A 17994-nucleotide genomic window follows, 5' to 3' on the forward strand; every position below is an offset into this window, starting at 1 on the left:
CGCGTTCTACGCGGGGTTTTTGTCTTGGAATTCCCGCATGAAATCGGCGAGTGCCCGAACCCCCTCGATGGGCATCGCGTTGTAGATCGATGCACGGCATCCGCCTACGGATCGATGGCCTTTGAGGTTGCACAAACCTTGGGCTTCGGCCTCTTGCAGAAACTTTGCTTCGAGCTCGTCGTTGGGCAGACGGAACGCGATGTTCATCAACGACCTTGCTTCCGGCTGTGCGTGAACTCGGTAGTAACCGCCGGCGTTGTCGATCACGTCGTAGATCAGCGCCGCCTTCTTGCGATTGTGTTCTTCGACTTTTTCAAGTGTGCCGAATTCCCGCAGTAACCAGTCGGTGACCAACTTCACCATGTAGATGGCGAAGGTGGGCGGCGTGTTCAAGAGGGACTTCGAATCGGCCATCGCCTTGTAATTCAGCAGCGAGGGCAAATCGGAGGGGGATTTTTCCACCAGGTCGTTGCGGATAATGACGATCGTCACACCCGCCGGGCCGACGTTCTTCTGAGCGCAGGCATACAAGATACCGTATTTTTCGACTGACACCGGACGGCATAAGAGGTCCGAGGACGAGTCACAAACCAAAGGTACGTTCCCCACGTTCGGTTCTACGGGGAATTGGACGCCGCCGATCGTTTCATTCGAGCAATAGTAGGCGTACGCGGCATCGTCGGGAATGGTGAGTTCCGAGTCGGCCGGCACCCGGTCGTAATTCGTTTCGGCACCGTCCCACGCGACTTCGACGTCACCGATCTTCGCGGCTTCGGCCTTTGCCTTCTTGCTCCACGAACCGGTCAATATGTATGCGGCTTTCTTACCGGTGTTTCTCAGAAAGTTGAGAGGAATCATCCCGAATTGCAGTTGCGCCCCACCCTGGAGAAAGAGGACGGAGTAATCGTCCGGAATCTTCAGCAACGTGCGCAGGTTTTGTTCCGCGGCTTCGATGATCTGCGTGAACGTTTTCGAGCGGTGGCTGATTTCAAGGATCGAGATTCCCACGCCCGGCAAAGCGAGTAGATCTCGCTGGGCTTCTTCCAACGCGGGAAGAGGAAGAACCGCTGGACCCGGTGAGAAGTTGAAAACGCGTTCGGCCATGATGGGAACTCCGACGATTCGAGAACCGGTAACCAGGCTTGGGCGTCGAGGGTGATTTTCGACAGCGCGGCAAAATTGCCGAAAGTCCGTCACAAAGTCGTGTCACAGTTTGCAAAATCGCTGCCTAACTGTGGAAAGCCTCGACGCCATCGTGAAACTATCAGTATCCCGAGCCGGGGCAATTTTTTCTAGGTGGGGGCGGTCGCTTCCGCTCGGCATGCGGGAACGCCGGGGCCGCAGACATACGCCCGTCGATGGTTGAAATAATGCCGCGGGTGATCGGATCAATCTGCCCGCGTCGGGGACGGAAAAGGTGCAAACAGAATGTCATAGCGTATCGGCAGGCCCTCGCCTACAAGTTCCCCGGCAGCGTATCGCCATGACGGTGGTTGTGATTTCACGGTGCGTGTGATCCACGAAGAAATCTGCCCGGCAGATGTTTCGCACTCGATCCAGACGTTCCGAATCTTGTAGCAATCGCCCGCGGGATTCGAAAGCTCGACCGTGTTCCAGGAACGGAGCGTAGCGACGACCTCAGGAGGCAGCTCCAAGGCTCCGTCGTCCCAACGCCCCACTGTTTCATCGCCGTGAACCGAGGGCAACGTGCCGGAGGGTTGATCGTTGATGGTGAGCAAAAGCGGGTAAGCCGGTGTTCCCTCTATCCCGATCGCTTGGAAGTGGAGGACCGCCTTTGTGATTTCCTTAGCCGGTGAGATGAGAACTTCGCGTAATCGCTCTTCAGACACACCGTGCGGCCCGGGAACTTGAGCCGGTCGATCATCCTGGGCAGCAATCCGACGGATCAAGACCGGAGAACTCGATTCCAAATGCAGATCGGTCCATGCCGCCCAATCACCGGTGGAATCGTCGCTCGGACCAACGTCCGCCGCGAGCCGAAGGAGCACGCGTTTACCTCTCAGACGGTCAAGGTCGACCTCGAAGCGCGACCACGTATGGTCGGTTTGCAATTGCTCGCCGATGATTTCGAAATCACCGAGCGGTTTGCCGTCGCTTGTTGATTCAGCCGCGTAAAGCTGAAACAAGATGCCGTCTCCCGGATCGCTCCCGTCGCCTTTGCCGATTTCGGATCGAAAACGCATCGAATACCCGCCGGGAAGCTCGATCGGACCGAAGTCGGCATACACGAAACCGACGCCTTGCTTGTACGGGGGATGCATGAAAAACGCCGGACGCATCACCTGCCCGCACGACACGTCCCGTTTTGCCACGACGGCCCCCGAAGCGGCGTCCAAGGCGGTGGGGACGCGGCTGCGGACACATTCGCCGCACGTTTGCCAGATTTCAGGAAAAGGAAGACGCTCCCGACGATATTCGGTTACGATGCTCCACCGTCGAGTGTAGTCGGCCTGCTCGGTGTGCAACGTGAAGTCCAGCGGAAGACGGGTCGGAAGATTCCGAGGGGCCAGTGGAACGGCTAGTTCGCTCGTTTCATCGGGGGCAAGACGGACGGCAAACTCCTCACCGTTGATTTCGGCTACGGCATCCGTTTCTTGTGGAAGATTGGAACGCACATGCAACACGACGCGATCATCGTCAAGCACGGGTGTCGCTTCCACGATCGGTCGAACACGAAAGTCCAGCCAGTGTTGTTCCACGATCATCCAACGCGGTGCCCCCGGTTCGACGTTTCGCGGAAGTCGCAAGGTGTGTTCCTTCTCGCCGGTCACCGTAACGACTTGCCCGGGGACGACGTCGTAATCGCGGCATCGCAAGGGCGTGCCGACCGGCGGCTCGGGAGCCGCGAGATAGCTGAAGGCGCCGGGGAACGGGTCGATGTGAACCAGCCCTCGGCTGAATCGAGTCGACGTTTGGCCCAGGATGTTTCCCGCCTCGTCCACGGCGCTGACGATCGCGTCTTTTCCCTCCAACCAGATCGCGATTTCGGAACAGTCGGCGATGGGGATGACTTCCACGCGGTCGTCGGGCAGATAGACAACCGCGAGTTGGCCGTCGGTCGCGAGTTTGGGAAAGCGGGTATATTTCCCGCGGGCATTCGCGTAAAGGTACTCCGGTGAATCGACGTAATCGGTTCGATGGCCTTCGTGAACGGCACTCCATGCGATCAACGAAGTACGCCGAATCATGTTTTCGTCGTCCTTTTCGACGGCTTCTTGGCGCACCTCGGGATCGTACGAGATGAACCACCCGTTCGGCGGCAGTACCGCTTTGTCGATCGTCCACGACTCGGTGGGATGCCCGTTGACGCGGACGATCAGGCCGTTGTCGTACCGGACGACCAGTTGCGAGCGTGTGTAGGCGCCGGAGGCAACAGCTTCGCTGGAATCGAGCAGGTTTCCGTGTCCGTCATGGTAGCGTATTGAAGTTACCTCGGCGGTAGCATAGTGGGTCGCCGGCTGCTGGATGGCGTAGTAGCTTTGCGCCGCGGTGGGAATGCCGCCCTCGGTGACTAGAAAGCCGGTATGTCCAAAGGCCAACGTGGCGGCCAAAAACCGGTCGAGCCGAGCCTGTCGCTCTTCCGGCGATTGACCTAGGCCTTTTCCTTTGCCGAAGAACATTCCCAGGTTGCCCATGCCGAAATTGCAACATAGGGGATGCAGCTTGCGAAGATCGAAATCCACCAGCCAAGGATTCACATCGAGCCTGGCAAGTTGGTCTTGGCCGTAATTACCGTCGGCCAGGCCGCAGTAATACCAGTGATTGTTACCCTCGCTGTAGACCGGGCCGTTCCACACTTCTTTCTGGTGAAGCAGCAGTTCCCCGTAAGCGTAGTACGTTGCCGCGAACGTTCCCGCACCGGGAACCCGTGCGTCGTAATCGCAGTATTGCCACGGTCGAACGGCCGTGTGCACGTCGCAATACCCGGTATTGAGATGGAACTTCTCTTGGATGATCGGAGCCAGTCGGGCCTCGAGCTCGACCGCCCGCGAGGGCTTCAGGTTGTAGCAACGGGGCCAGGCCGTTCGCCATTCGCCGGTGGGGAGGCGTGTGACGTGATCTTCATTCCAAAAAGCATTGACGGGCGCGAAATCGGTGTAGTTGTTGTATAGGCCGTATCGAATACCCAAGGCGCGGATGTTGTCTGCGTACCAGCGTTGGCCTTCGTCGCCGCCTTTGCCCGGCGCGGCCTGTGTTCGCAAGGTGAAACTTTCGCCGCCGTCGCGCCAGCCGGTCTCATGGTCCGTCACCAACAGGTGCCGCATTCCGTAGCGAACGATGCGGCGCCAAAATTGCCAATCTTGCATGCGATCTCCCGCCCCGTGCGATCGCCAAACAACACTGCCGGTTACTTGTTTCCACGGCGATTTCGGATTGGGTACGTTGGGGAGTACCTCCTCGAATTTCGGTGAAATGGTCAGGAACAGTCGCTCGTAGCAGTCGTTGCGGTTGCCGTCGGTTTTCGGCAGGTAACGCACGCCGCCATTGTAGGTCGTTCCGTCTTCCTGGGTGTCGTTGATGGCAAACAGTTCCGATGCGTTCGAGCGATAGTAATCGACAATGCCGAACCCGAACAAAGGCCCTTCATCGCATTGCTCGATGACGACGGCGGGACGCTGTTCATCGCAAGTCAGATATGGCAACGTTACAATTTGGCAAGCAGCGTTACCGTGCCACCGCCCGAATCGGACTTCTCGAACGTAGCCACCGGGAGCGGCCACGTCGACGATCAACGTCTTTTGCCGGATTTGAATGTGATACGTCCAGCGGAGTTCCGTTTTGTCGACCACGGCTTTCCACGTTGCAGCAAGCACGGTGCCGTCGAACGTGGTATCGACCAGGTGCGGATTGTCGGGCAATGTAGGCGCTCCGTCGGCTGCGGCAACGTACACGCCACCGTCGACCATCGGACGGATCGGATCACCGTCGTTCCACCTGGCGGTGATGTCGCCCAGCGTTCCCGATGCGGGCCGATACGTGTAAACGAGAGTGCCGTCGGAGCCGACATGACGGAACGTCCACTCGGGTGATGTGTCTCCCTTGTTCGCTTCGGCGTGGTTTTTGAAGGTCGCCGCTTCGTTGTCGGGGAGAAGCGTCCATTCCCGTGTCGGAAACGGCAGACGCCCCGGCCCGGTGTTCAGGCCCGGCGATTGACCGGGGAATGGATCGATTCCGCGTTTTGGTCGCTGCTCGAATTGCAGAGGGCCGAGCTTCTCTCGATAGATGGCAAGATTGTCGAAGTACAACGTTCGCTCAGCTCGATTGCGCCCTCCGGAAATTCGTAAGCCGACGACGCTTCCGCCGCGTGTCAGACGGGATTGTGTTGCTTCATCGAGTCGGCGATGAACTAACCACCATTCCTTCCAATGCACCGTGCCGAGGTCGATTTCCAGTCCTTTGCCGTCGGAATCTTCCAGCAACAGCCGAAGCGACACGGGCGGCGTCGTCGGATCAGGATTCCATGCCCAATTATTGCCGTACACCCACAGGTTGACGGCATCGACCGGCCCCGCAAAGGAAATCGGTTCGGGCGGCGACACGGTGATCGAGGGCTGATTGCCCGTCCCCCGGTACACCAACTTCCCGACGAACCGTTCCCAAATCGGTTGTTCGTCGGATCGCGACCATTGTGCCTCGGCATCGCTGGTTGTTACTTTCCAGTCGTTGCAGGTTTCGAAATCGATCAGTGGGGGACGAGTGTCTGTCGTGCGGTTTGCCCAAACGAGTTCGTAGGGACGTTTCGAAGCGTTCGAAGCGGCTGTCGATTCGGCGGAGCAAGGCTGAATCGCAATCGCTGCGAAGACGACGCATATTGCTATCGCCTGCGGATAAAGCAAGAACGCCCTCCTGCGGAGGGCCCGGCCCGACACGCAGGATTCGCGTGTGCGCAAGCTACGTGAGCATTCCGATTCGATGATCGACATGATTCGAAGAGCCTACCTTCGTAAGGGCCAAGCGAGACGAATGAATCGACGTGTGCGCGAGACGGGTGTTGTCCGTCATTTTCCGAAACGGTTCTCTGGTTAGCAATGCCGAACCTGCCGAAAGCTTGTTGTACGGCCGATCGGCTTCCACAATGAAATGCAGTGAACGCAACGCGAAAAATGTTTTGAGATTGGGATAGATCGATGAAATCGCCGTTCGATGAGGGCTGGGGGAACATGCTACGCAGGATCGCGGTCGGGTGCATCGCTGTCGGCTGGATGGTAGGGCACGTGGTCTGGGGCGGGGCGTTGTCGGGCCAAGAACCGGCACGGTCGGAGACGCCGTCGACGATTTATCAGTCGGTAAAGCACTTCAATCGAGGGTGCGCGTTGCTCGAACAGTACCGCTACGCCGACGCGGTCGCAGAATTCGAAAAAGTGCTGGAAGCAGCCCCGGACTGGATCGCAGCACGCTACAACTTGGCGCTTGCGTTGCTGAATACGCAAGAACAGCAGGGAGCGAAGGAATCGCTTGCGCGAGCTGCCGCGGAATTCCAAAACGTCTTGGATCTCGATCCGGCGAACCTGCATGCCTGGTTCGGCCTGGGAATGTACTATGAACACGTCGGTGATCACGAAAACGCGATTCGGTGTTTTGAAAAGGTCGCTCAGGCCGATCCGGAAGATCCTCATGCAGCATTCAAATATGCCGAAGCACTTGCCTCGGTCGGAAAAAACGACGAAGCGCGCACATGGTTCGAGAAAGCTGTATCGCTCGATCCGGGGTGCACCTCGGCGGTTTATCGTTTGGCGATGCTTTACCAACGCGAACGACGTCGTGACGAAGCATTGAAGTTGTTCGAGCGTTTCAAGAAGCTGAACGCCGAAGAATTGGCCGGAGGAAGTTTTACCGTCCGCAAAATCTACGGTACGGTGGGGAAATACTACACGGCGTTGGATGCCGACGCCTTACCGCTGAAGCCGAGTGACGTTTCGTTACCGTATCGCGTCGTCTTTTCTCCGGAAACGACCCAGTTGCCGGTCGTTTGCGAGACATGGCAGTGGGAAAAGATTGCGGTCAAGATGGCGGGCGTCGCCGTCGCCGACCTCGATGGCGACGACGATCTCGATCTTGTCTTGTGTGGTGCGGGATCCGACGGAGCGACCCAGCTATGGGTGAACGACGGTAGCGGGCGTTTTGCGCCCGGCGAGGTTCTGACCGATCACGGTGTCGCTCCGGTGATCGCCGACGTCGACAACGACGGTGATGTGGATCTTTTTGTTGGACGTGCCGGCGGCGATCGACTCTTTTTGGGCGACGGCAACGGAGGATTTCAAGAGGCGCCGCTGTCGAGGATGTCGGCGGCGCAAGATTTATTCACCTCCTGTGCGCGACTGATCGACGTCGATAGCGACGGCGATGTGGACTTGTTCGCGGCACGATTCACGTCCGACGGAATGCCGGCCGCCAATTCTCTGCTGAACAACAATCGCGATGGAACGTTTACCGAAACGGCCTCGCGGCTCGGCATCGATTTGCCGCAGGATCCCATCACTGCCGTGTTGTGGAACGACTGGGACAGCGACCGAGACATCGACTTGCTCTTCTTCAGTACTTCGGGCAGCCCGCGCTTGTGGGCGAACGATCGGGCGGGCGCCTTTCGCTTTTTCGATGCGGCCTACACGGGGATGACGATACCGGGAGCCGTTTCGGGTACGGTATGCGATTACGACGGTGACGGTCTCGCAGATGTCGCCGTGTTTTCCGGGGGGAAAGTGCGTCTTTTCCGAAATATCGGCCAACGCCGTTTCGCGTTGGATGAGCGTTTTTCGGCGCGCTTTGGTTCCTTGGGCGGCACGGGAGGACAGTTCACCGACATCGACAATGACGGCGACGTCGACTTTCTGATCGGTGACGCTTTTCGAGCGGACGGCTCACGGGGCCCGGTCTTGCTGGTGAATCGAGACGGCAAGGGCGACTTTGTCGACGCATCGCGAATCGATGCGGGATTCCTGTTCCCTCAGATCAAGGCTGCGGGAGCGGCTCCGCTGGTGGCGGCCGACTTCAACGGCGACGGTCGATGTGACGTCCTCTTGTTGCCGCCCGGGGATCGACCGATGTTCCTTTGGAACGCGACGGCCGGTGGGAATTGGGTCGAACTCGACTTGGCCGGGACGCGAAGCCGCGATCAAAAGGCGCGGTCGAACGGCTCGGCAATCGGGGCACGCGTCGAAGTCAAGACCGGGATGCGATCGCAGATGTTCGATGTGGGAAGCCCGTCGGGGGCGACGGCCATGCCTCCTCTGCGGGTGCATTGCGGCCTGGGCAACGCGTCCGAGATCGACTGGTTGCGAATCATATGGCCCGATTCGGTGTTGCAGGCCGAGTTGGGCGTGCCGGGTAACGGAATCCGCAAGATCACTGAGGTGCCGCGGAAAACGTCTTCCTGTCCGCACTTGTTCGCCTGGAACGGGGAACAATTTGCCTTCGTCGCCGACTTCGGCGGAATGGGTGGTCTGGGGTACCTCGTAGCGCCGGGCGAGTATGCGTTTCCCGATCCGACGGAATATGTACCGGTGCCACGACTGAAGCCGCGAGACGGCCGCTACGTTCTCAACGTGTTGGAGCCGCTGGAAGAGATCGTTTACTTCGATGAGGCGAAATTGCTGGCGGTCGACCATCCTGTAGGGACACGAGTCGTTCCCCACGAAATGATGGCGGTGAATCTTGCTCCGCCGCCGTTTGAGGTGTTTCAGGTCGCCGATCCGGTCCACGCGAAGGCACGCGATCACCGCGGAAACAATGTGACTCTGGAACTGTCGGCAACCGATCGCCGATATGCCGGTCCAAGTACGCTCGATCCGCATTTCCTCGGCTATGCCGAGCCGCACTTCGTCGAGTTGACCGTACCAAGACCGATCGGACAGATACGTGCCGACGCGCAGAAGAAGATGCCGGACGCGGATCGCGTCATCTTGGTGGCTTCCGGTTGGGTCGAGTACGGCTATTCCCAAACGAATTACGGTTCGTTCCAGGCGGGAAAACGGATACGGGCCCCGACGCTGGCCGTCTGGCGCGGTGGGCGTTGGATCGACTTGATCGTCGAGGGAGGATATCCGGCAGGAATCAATCACACGATGGCATGGGACATCACCGATCTTGTCGAATCGGGAGACAGAACGTTCCGCCTCGAAACGAACATGGAATTGTATTGGGACGAAATCTATTTCGCCGCCGCTTCCCTCGTTCCGGCGGATCGAATCTTCGAAGTTTCGTGTGTACGGGCCGACTTGCACTACCGCGGCTATCCTCGTGAGTATTCTCCCGACGGAAAGATGCCGAACTTGTTGGATTATGCCAATTACGATTTGACCGTCCCCTTCAAAAAGATGCCGGGCCGCTATACGCGATACGGTGACGTGCGCGACTTGCTCGAACGACCGGACGACATGTACGTGATCATGGGGCCCGGTGATGAGGTGACGCTTGAGTTTTGCGCCGATGATTTCCCAGAACGATCGGACGGGTTTGAGCGATCATGGATATTGAAGACCGATTCGTTTTGTAAGGATATGGATCCCTACACCGCATGCGGCGAAACGGTCGCCCCCCTGCCCTTCCACGCGATGACCGCTTATCCCTACGGGCCCGACGAGCATTACCCTGATACTCCGGCTCACCGGCGTTACCGCGAAACATACAATACCCGGATCGTCGAGCCGACTCGATGAATGGACGAGACGGATGTCACCGTTCTTATGAAGTGATGGCTCCATTCGATGGAAATCGTGGCCCAAAATCGCTGGAAAACGGCTTGCAGTGATCGTAGTCTGTTAGACGGGCGATTGTGGTCCGTGGTCCGGTCGGCCGACTGCCGGGCGGTTGGCGGCGTTCGGTTCGGTATCGAGTTTGGGCAATGAGGTGTGTCATGCGATGGCAACGGCGTCGTTTCCTGGGAGCGTTGGCGGCAGCCCCCGTCGTGATGTCGAAGTCGTGGGCGCAGACGCCGTCACGCCGTGTTCGTGTGGCGGTGTGCGGTTGCGGTTGGCGCGGCGGACAGCTCATCCCGCAGTTTGCCGGTATCGAGCAAGCCGAGATAGTCGCCGTGTGTGATCCCGACACGTCTCGGTTGGCCGAAAAACTGGCGTTGGCAAAAGATAAGACGGGCACTTCGTCGATCCGCGCTGTTCGCGATATTCGACGTGTGATCGATGCCGACGACGTCGATGCGATTGTGCTCAGTACCCCGAATCACTGGCACGCCTTGGCGACGATTTGGGGCCTTCAGGCGGGGAAGCACGTGTACGTCGAGAAGCCCGTCGCCCATGACTTGTGGGAGTCGCATCGCATGGTCGAAGCGGCTGCAAAGTATGGGAAGGTCGTTCAGGGTGGGACGCACCGGCGTTCCTTCCGAACGATCCGACGTATTATGGAGAGGATCGCTCAGAAGGAATTCGGCAACGTTCGTCGGGCCCACGTGGTCATTTATCGTTTTCGTGAATCGATCGGGCGGCGAGACACACCGCTGCCGATCCCTGAGGAGGTCGATTACAACCTGTGGTCGGGACCGGCCCAGATGGTCCCATTGTATCGCAACGCCTTTCATTACGACTGGCACTGGATGTGGGAGACGGGAAACGGCGAGCTGGGCAATAACGGATCGCACATGCTCGATTTGGCGCGATGGACGTTGCAGCAAGAGGGCCTTGCGCCTCGCGTCGTGAGCATCGGCGGGCGGTATCTGTGGAACGACGCCGGTGAAACACCCAACACCCAGGTCGCCTTTTTCGACTATCGACCGGCACCGTTGGTGATCGAGGTGCGTAATCTGCCGGCAGAGCCCGGCGGTCGCGATTGCGGCAAGTATCGGGGATTGTCGGCCGGTTTCGTGATTGAGTGCGACGAGGCAACGATTCAGGGCACGAACGGGTACACGGTACTGGATTCGAAGGGCAAGATCGTCGAATCGGCCGAAGAAAAAGAGACCGACCAAAATCCCCGCAACTTCATCGAGGCCGTTATGGCAGACCGACCGTCATCGGCGAATTGCCCGATGCGCACCGCCCATTTTTCGTGTGGCCTCGCCTTGCAAGGAAATATCTCACATCGGATCGGACGGCAAGCGGGAACCGTCGACATTCGGAAGGCAGCAGGGGTCGATGCCGATTTTCGCGAGACCTGTGATCGCATGTTGGAGCATCTTGAACGACTCGGATTCGACGCCGATCGCCTGCAAGCCTCCATCGGGCCGCTGCTCACCTGGGACGATAAGCAGGCGGTATTCGTCGGGCCACACGCTGAAGCTGCGAATCGATTGTTGCGACGGACCAAGGTGCGGCCGCCGTTTGTGGTGCCGGAGGATGTGTGATCATTTCGGTTGCGAATCGTTTTCGAGGACATCCGTGGGATTCAAGCGATTGAAAGCAATCTTGGGTTGTCTGCTGACGGGGGCTGCGCTTTGGGTATCGTTCACGGCGCGGGCCGAACCGTGGCGGCGTCATGCGATCGGAGAAGGCGGCCGTGGGGCCGACGGGGTTCGGCTGGGGGATGTCGACGGCGATGGACGGCTCGATGTGGCGACCGGGTTTGAGGAAGAGGCCGTGACGCGGCTTTTTGCTTGCCCGCCCGCGGGCAAGGTCTGGCAGCCGTGGCCGTCGGTCGTGGTGGGCCGTACACCTCATGTGGAAGACGCGTTTTTCGCCGATGTCGATGCCGACGGACGTCCGGACGTCGTCACCTGTTGCGAAGGTCCGACGCGGCAAGTATTCGTCCACTGGGCACCGCCGAAATCGCGAATGCTGGATTCCCAGGCATGGGAGCGGGATGCTTTTTCGGTTCCGCGCGACGGGACGATGTGGATGTTCGGTGTGCCGATCGTTCTCGCGCAAGGACGAAACGTGTTGGTCGTGGCTGGGAAGAACGGCGGGCCGAACGGCGCGGCCTTGGGGTTCCTGGTGCCGCCGAATTCGACCGGCCGCAATTTGGATGCGTGGCGGTTCATCGAACAAACACGAGTCGGGTGGGTGATGAGCCTGATCGTGTACGACGTGGACGACGACGGCGACGACGACATCGTGTACTCCGACCGGAAGCCTTACGAAGGATCGCCGGAACATACTTCGGGCGTCTACTGGTTGGAACATCCCGGCGGTGGTGAAAAGGCATTTCTGGAGCGATGGCCACGTCATCGCATTGGGGCGAACGGGCGGGAAGTGATGTTCATCGACGTTCGGGATTCGGACGCCGACGGTCGTCCGGACGTACTGGCCGCCGTGAAGCCGCGGGAAGTGCTGTGGTACGTTTCCGGGAAAAACGTCCGTGACGCGTGGACGTGTCGCGAAACGATCGATTTGACGAATCGGGAATTCAGGATCGGCGATGCGAAGGCGGTGCGGGCGGCGGACTTGGACGGCGACGGCATACGGGAAATCGTCTTTACGTGTGAACACGCTGTTCCACCGGCGTCCGGTGTCGTCTACCTGGATCGGCGCGATTCGCGATGGACGATGCACGACATCAGCGGTCCCGACGGCATCAAGTTCGATCGTATCGAGACGGTCGATCTCGACGGCGACGGCGACCTCGATGTTCTGACGACCGAAGAGCGGCACATCTGGAACACCGACCGTGAAGATATGGGCTTGGGCGTCGTCTGGTACGAGAATCCTGCCGACGCGAATTAGAATACAACGACAGCGGGGGCCGTGCGACCGTTACGTTCAGGGCCCTTACAGGAGACGTATCGATGAGAGTGTTGACGTATTTCTTGGCGTGTTTGGGGGTGTTGTTCTGCGGGACCATTTCGGCTGCCGAAAAGGCGCCATCGTCCCAACCGAACATCATCATCTTCTTTGCCGACGATCAAGGTTACCAGGATCTCGGATGCTTCGGATCGCCGACACTGGAAACTCCCAACATCGATCGGTTGGCGGCCGAGGGGATGCGGTTTACCGATTTCTATTCGGCGTATTGCGTGTGTTCGGCGTCGCGGGCGGCGTTGCTGACGGGGTGCTATCAACCTCGCCTCAGTATGCCGGGCGTATTGGGACCGCATTCGAGGGTCGCTTTGAACCCCGACGAGGTTACGATCGCTGAAGTCGTCAAGCAAGCCGGCTATCGTTCCATGTGCATCGGCAAATGGCATGTAGGCGATTCCCCCGAGACGTTGCCCACGGGCCAGGGGTTCGACCATTACTTCGGCATTCCGTACAGCAACGACATGGCCCGGCAAAAGGGTTGGGGAAACGATCCGGAGGACTTGGACAAGATTTGGCGACTCAAAAAGTGGGATATCTACAACAACGAACTTTACCGCGATACCAAGATCATCGAATCCCCGGTGAATCAAACGACGCTTACGAACCGTTACGTCGAAGAGGCGTTACGGTTCATTCGAAGTAACAAGGACCGCCCGTTCTTCCTGTATTTCGCCAGCACGTATCCTCATGTGCCGTTGTTCGTTTCCGACGATCGATACGATCCCGATCCCCACAAGGCGTACAAGTTGACGATTGCTCACGTCGATTGGGCCGTTGGTCAGATCATCGAAACCTTGAAGGAAGAAGGCATCGCCGAGAACACGTTCTTCGTGTACACCAGCGATAACGGGCCGTGGTTGAGTAAGAAGCACCACGCCGGAAGCGCGCTGCCGCTGCGGGACGGCAAGGGGACGACGTACGAAGGCGGAATGCGCGAACCGACGGTCATGTGGTGGCCGGCTCGCATCAAACCCGGCCAGGTTTGCAGCCGGGTGGCGGGAACGATCGACCTGCTGCCGACGATCGCAAAGATCGTCGGGGTGTCGTTGGATCCGAATCGTCCGATCGACGGTATGGATATCTCCGCTTTGCTGGACGACCCCAATGCACCGTCGCCGCACGACGAGGTCGGTTATTACTACTACAAGAACAGCCGACTCGAGGCGATTCGGCTGGGCAAATGGAAGCTGCATTTCAAGAAGGAATTGGAATTGTATGATCTGCGCGCCGACATCGGCGAAACGACGAACGTAGCGGATCAGCATCCGGACGTGGTGGCCCGGTTGACCGAAGTCGCCGAAAAGTACGATGCGAAATTGAAGGCCGAAGTCCGCCCGCCTTGGCGAGCGCAACCGGCGGAGAAATAATCGGCCGACGACCGCTGCGGACTAAACGGCATCGATATGGACCGACGGCGCTCGACGGAATCCCGGGCGCCGTCGTCACGTTTTGCTCGGGACGGGAGAATACGCCACATGCAGCGAATGATGCGCTGCCCCCGATCGCTGCGAGTTTCCAGTCTCGAAAGTCTGTCAATGAGAAGAGGACACCGACGGCGGCCGGCGAACGGGGCCATTCTCGCCCGCTTAGGAAGATTCTCGGCGTAGGTGCTCGCGGATCGCGTGGCATAATTCGTCGGGCGTCGTCGCTCGCCCGCGCTTGCTGATCACACGGCCGTTCACGACCACCGCGGGAACGGAGAATAGTTGCAACAGCGCCGTGACGGCAGCGCGGAATCCGGGGCGAAAGCGGAAGACATCGACCATCAATCGTGAAGCCAAGTAAAGCTGATTCCGCGGATCGACGATAACGACTTCCAACTCTCCGTTGTCGATCTGTTTTGCAAAAAAACGCGTCACGCTTCGGTGTAGAATGCCGAAGTGTTCCTGATCACGGCGCGTCTCGCGAAAGACGTTTCGGTGTCGAACCGTAGGATCGTCGTCCGTGAGAACGCCGCAACAGCCGCTGCCGGTCAGTTGTTCGGCACCGTCACGAATCAACAAGACAGAAACCAGCGGACGTCGAATTTGGGGCATCGCTGACAGTCTCGCGAGGGGAGCCTGCCGTCAGGACGGTGTGCTCCGTCGTCGGTAACGATAGTACGCCGCACAGGCGCCTTCGCTGGACACCATCGGGGCGCCGAGCGGATGTTCAGGAGTGCATGCGCCGCCAAATGCCGGACATTCGTGAGGCCTCTTTTGGCCCTGAAGCACCTCTCCGGCGATGCATTCCGGCGATTCTTCAGCGGCGATCGTCGAGACGTTGAAACGCTTTTCGGCATCGAAAGCCTCGAATTCCTCGCGCAGCGCGTAGCCGCTTTGCGGTATCATACCGATGCCGCGCCATTGGCGATCGACCACTCGGAATACCTGTTCGACCGGTCGCCGGGCTGCGGGATTGCCTTCCGGCCGGACCAACCGACCGTACTGAATTTCGACGTCGTGTCGCCCGGTTTCGAGTTGTTCGACACACATTGCGATTCCTTGCAGGATGTCGACCGGCTCGAATCCCGTCGCGACGATGGGAACTTTATATTGTTCCGCGATCGGCAGGTATTCCTGCGTCCCCATTACCGTGCATACGTGCCCGGCCGCCAAGAAACCGTCGATTCGGCAGTCGGGGGATTCGAGAAGTGCACGAATCGCGGGGGGGACGAGCACGTGGGAAACGAGCATCGAGAAGTTCTCGAGTCCCAACGTCTTCGCTTGGAGAATGGCCATCGCATTGGCCGGGGCGGTCGTTTCGAAGCCGACGGCGAAAAACACGACCTCTCGTTCCGGGTGTTGCCGCGCCAATGCGACCGCGTCAAGGGGCGAATAGACGATTCGGACGTCTCCTCCGCCGGACTTTACCCGCAACAAATCGGAGGTGCTGCCCGGAACTCGCAGCATGTCGCCGAAGGAACAAAAAATGACGTTCGGCAGTGACGCGATCGCCACGGCACGATCGAGCATTTCGACCGGCGTGACGCATACAGGGCAACCCGGCCCATGAATCAATGTGATTTGTTCGGGAATCAGCTCGTGGAGCCCGAATCGCATGATCGAATGGGTTTGGCCCCCGCATATTTCCATGATCGACCACGGCCGCGTTACCCGCCGGCGAAGGTGATCGGCCAATGTGCGGACGGCTTCGGCATCACGGTATTCGGCCAGATACTTCATAGGGAATGCTCCCAGCCCTCACGTCGACGGGGTGTCGGAAGCAGGCGACGGCGTCGTTGCGGACGGATCTTCGGCAGCTTCTTCGATCTGACGGATGAAATCCATCGTTTCTTGAGCTTCGGCTTCGTCGATGCGGTTGAGCGCGAAGCCGACGTGAACCAGCACGTACTCGCCCGGTTCCGCCTCCGGCGTGTAGGCCAGGCAGATTTCTTTGGTGATACCGCTGAAATCGACCTTGGCGTACGGCAGCCCGTCTTTTTCGTATTTTTCGAGGATCTTTCCCGGGATTCCCAAGCACATGATTGCCTTCTCGCTTCGGTTGTTTAGGGCGTCGGGGTGATTGTCCCGTGAGCGTCAATAGGCCCCTTCGACGAATTCGGGCTCGACAAGTTCCGGTACGGCTCCGCAAGCATGGCCGCGACGTAACAATTCCCGCACGGCTTCACGTCCGCGGGGACCGAAGTCGAGCGTCCAATCGTTCACGTACATGCCGACGAATCGATCGGCCAACGCCGAGTCGAGGCCTCTGCCGAATTGTAGCGCGTAGGCCAAGGCATCTTCACGATGTTCCAGGCCATAACGGATACTTTCCTGAAGCAACCGCGTGACGTCGCGGGCGACTTGATCGCCGAGATCTTTCCGAACGGCGTTGGCTCCCAAAGGCAACGGTAAGCCACCAGTTTCTTGATCCCACCAGACACCCAAATCGACTACACATTGCAGACCGAACGTTTGGTAGGTGAGTTGTCCTTCATGGATCAGAAGACCGGCTTCCACCGGCTTGCCTTGATAATGTCCATCGACGACGGCTTGGGGGATCTCGTCGAACGGCACGACGACATGGGGAAAATCCCCGCCCAGACACATTCGCAACGCCAGGAAAGCGGTGGTCAGCAATCCGGGAACGGCAATGGGACGCTCGGCCAGCGATTCCAGCGACACGTCGTTTTTGGCAACGACCATAGGCCCGTATCGCTCGCCCATGCTGGCACCGCAAGGGCACAGAATGTACTTGTCGTGAAGATGGGCATAGGCGTGCAGACTGAGGGCGGTCAATTCGAGTTCACCGCGAAACGCCCGCTGATTGAGAGTTTCGATGTCGACCAGTTCGTGCGTGAAACGATACCGCCCGGTATTGATCTTTTCTTTGGCGAGCGCATAAAACATGAAAGCGTCGTCGGGATCAGGGCTGTGTCCTACGCGAATGAGCACGGCATCATCGGTCATGGTGATTGGGTCCACGTGCAAAAAAGGTGCGTCCAGCAAAGTAGAAAGCCTTATTATACCGCCTTTCGAGCGGTTCGTTGACGGGGTTCAATCGAGCGCATCGAGGGCTTCCGCCGACATTCGAGGTACCATCCATGCCGTACACATACGCCTATCCTCGTCCGGCCGTGTGCACCGATTGCGTCGTTTTCGGTTTGTCCGGACCCGATTTGGAGCCTCAACCGGCCGAAACACGCACACCGCGAACATCACCGCTGCGTGTCTTGTTGATACGACGGGATCGAGAACCGTTCGCCGGGGCCTGGGCCTTGCCGGGTGGTTTCATCGAGATCGACGAGCCGCCGCGCGAGGCGGCGTTTCGGGAATTATATGAAGAAACATCCCTGCGCCCGAAGGAGTTGCTTCCGTTGGGGGCGTACGGTGCGCCGGATCGCGATCCGAGGGGGCGTACGATTTCCTTGGTGTTCACAACGGTCGTGGCGACAGAGAAGTCTCGGGTACGTGCAGGCGACGACGCTCGCGAGGCGGCTTGGCGACCGGCCCGTCGTCCCGGCCGTCTGGCATTCGATCATCGTGAGATTTTACGCGATGCCCAGCAATTCTGGCGACAGCGGCTCGCCGGCTTTCCGTTCGGTGCTGACTTGTTACCACGCACGTTCACGGCGAAGCAATTGCAGACATTATATGAAGCGATATTGGGACGCCCGCTCGACGGCCGAAGACTAATCGCTTGGTTGCGTAGTATGAACGTTCTTGAGCGGCAGCCTGGCGGCGAAGGGAAAAGAACTCCCGCTCGATACCACTTCGTCGTGGAAACGTATCGGCGGTACGCGCGATCAGGTTTCCCGTTTCCTGCCCATGCGTGATCGATTCGTGTGGATCGTTGGGGGGAGCGACGC

Annotated in this window: 11 protein-coding genes; 5 read left to right on the forward strand and 6 right to left on the reverse strand. The window is 59.0% G+C overall.

Translation table 11 applies throughout. From position 1 onward, the window contains the following. Positions 1–6 precede the first annotated feature (6 nt). Together serC and ACYQ2I_RS09465 are read right to left on the reverse strand one after the other, a co-directional pair. Complete coding sequence (gene serC, locus ACYQ2I_RS09460) at positions 7–1104, reverse strand: 3-phosphoserine/phosphohydroxythreonine transaminase (RefSeq protein ID WP_460166766.1); 1098 nt, start codon at positions 1102–1104, stop codon at positions 7–9. A 284-nt stretch (positions 1105–1388) separates the two neighbouring features. Next, positions 1389–5858 carry a hypothetical protein gene (locus ACYQ2I_RS09465; RefSeq protein ID WP_460166767.1) on the reverse strand — a complete coding sequence of 1490 codons (4470 nt, stop codon included), beginning with the start codon at positions 5856–5858 and terminating at the stop codon, positions 1389–1391. Between the two features lie 324 nt (positions 5859–6182). On the opposite strand from ACYQ2I_RS09465, the gene ACYQ2I_RS09470 reads away from it, so the two are divergent. The 4 genes from ACYQ2I_RS09470 to ACYQ2I_RS09485 all read left to right on the forward strand — a co-directional run bounded on the left by ACYQ2I_RS09470 (position 6183) and on the right by ACYQ2I_RS09485 (position 14071). After that, complete coding sequence (locus ACYQ2I_RS09470; protein WP_460166768.1) at positions 6183–9677, forward strand: CRTAC1 family protein; 3495 nt, start codon at positions 6183–6185, stop codon at positions 9675–9677. 197 nt (positions 9678–9874) lie between these two features. Continuing rightward, on the forward strand, positions 9875–11314 hold the full coding sequence (locus ACYQ2I_RS09475) for a Gfo/Idh/MocA family protein (RefSeq protein WP_460166769.1): 1440 nt from the start codon (positions 9875–9877) through the stop codon (positions 11312–11314). Between the two features lie 34 nt (positions 11315–11348). Continuing rightward, positions 11349–12629: an FG-GAP repeat domain-containing protein gene (locus tag ACYQ2I_RS09480; protein ID WP_460166770.1), complete on the forward strand. Its 1281-nt coding sequence runs from the start codon at positions 11349–11351 to the stop codon at positions 12627–12629. A 62-nt stretch (positions 12630–12691) separates the two neighbouring features. Then, positions 12692–14071 carry a sulfatase family protein gene (locus tag ACYQ2I_RS09485; RefSeq protein ID WP_460166771.1) on the forward strand — a complete coding sequence of 460 codons (1380 nt, stop codon included), beginning with the start codon at positions 12692–12694 and terminating at the stop codon, positions 14069–14071. 219 nt (positions 14072–14290) lie between these two features. On the opposite strand, the gene ACYQ2I_RS09490 is transcribed toward ACYQ2I_RS09485, so the two are convergent. From ACYQ2I_RS09490 to ACYQ2I_RS09505, 4 genes are read right to left on the reverse strand one after another with little or no spacing between them, the layout of a single operon-like run. Next, a complete protein-coding gene (locus tag ACYQ2I_RS09490) occupies positions 14291–14740 on the reverse strand; it encodes a hypothetical protein (RefSeq protein WP_460166772.1) in 450 nt (149 codons plus the stop codon). Between the two features lie 30 nt (positions 14741–14770). After that, positions 14771–15868 carry a hydrogenase formation protein HypD gene (gene hypD / locus ACYQ2I_RS09495; RefSeq protein ID WP_460166773.1) on the reverse strand — a complete coding sequence of 366 codons (1098 nt, stop codon included), beginning with the start codon at positions 15866–15868 and terminating at the stop codon, positions 14771–14773. A gap of 18 nt (positions 15869–15886) precedes the next feature. Next, positions 15887–16168, reverse strand: a complete 282-nt coding sequence (locus tag ACYQ2I_RS09500; protein WP_460166774.1) for a HypC/HybG/HupF family hydrogenase formation chaperone — start codon at positions 16166–16168, stop codon at positions 15887–15889. A gap of 54 nt (positions 16169–16222) precedes the next feature. Next, positions 16223–17095 (reverse strand): menaquinone biosynthesis family protein, encoded by an 873-nt coding sequence (locus tag ACYQ2I_RS09505; protein WP_460166775.1) that lies wholly within the window; start codon positions 17093–17095, stop codon positions 16223–16225. A gap of 134 nt (positions 17096–17229) precedes the next feature. Between ACYQ2I_RS09505 and ACYQ2I_RS09510 the strand changes: the two genes are divergently transcribed. After that, on the forward strand, positions 17230–17961 hold the full coding sequence (locus ACYQ2I_RS09510; protein WP_460166776.1) for an NUDIX domain-containing protein: 732 nt from the start codon (positions 17230–17232) through the stop codon (positions 17959–17961). Positions 17962–17994 lie beyond the last annotated feature (33 nt).

Source organism: Thermostilla marina (assembly GCF_054657455.1).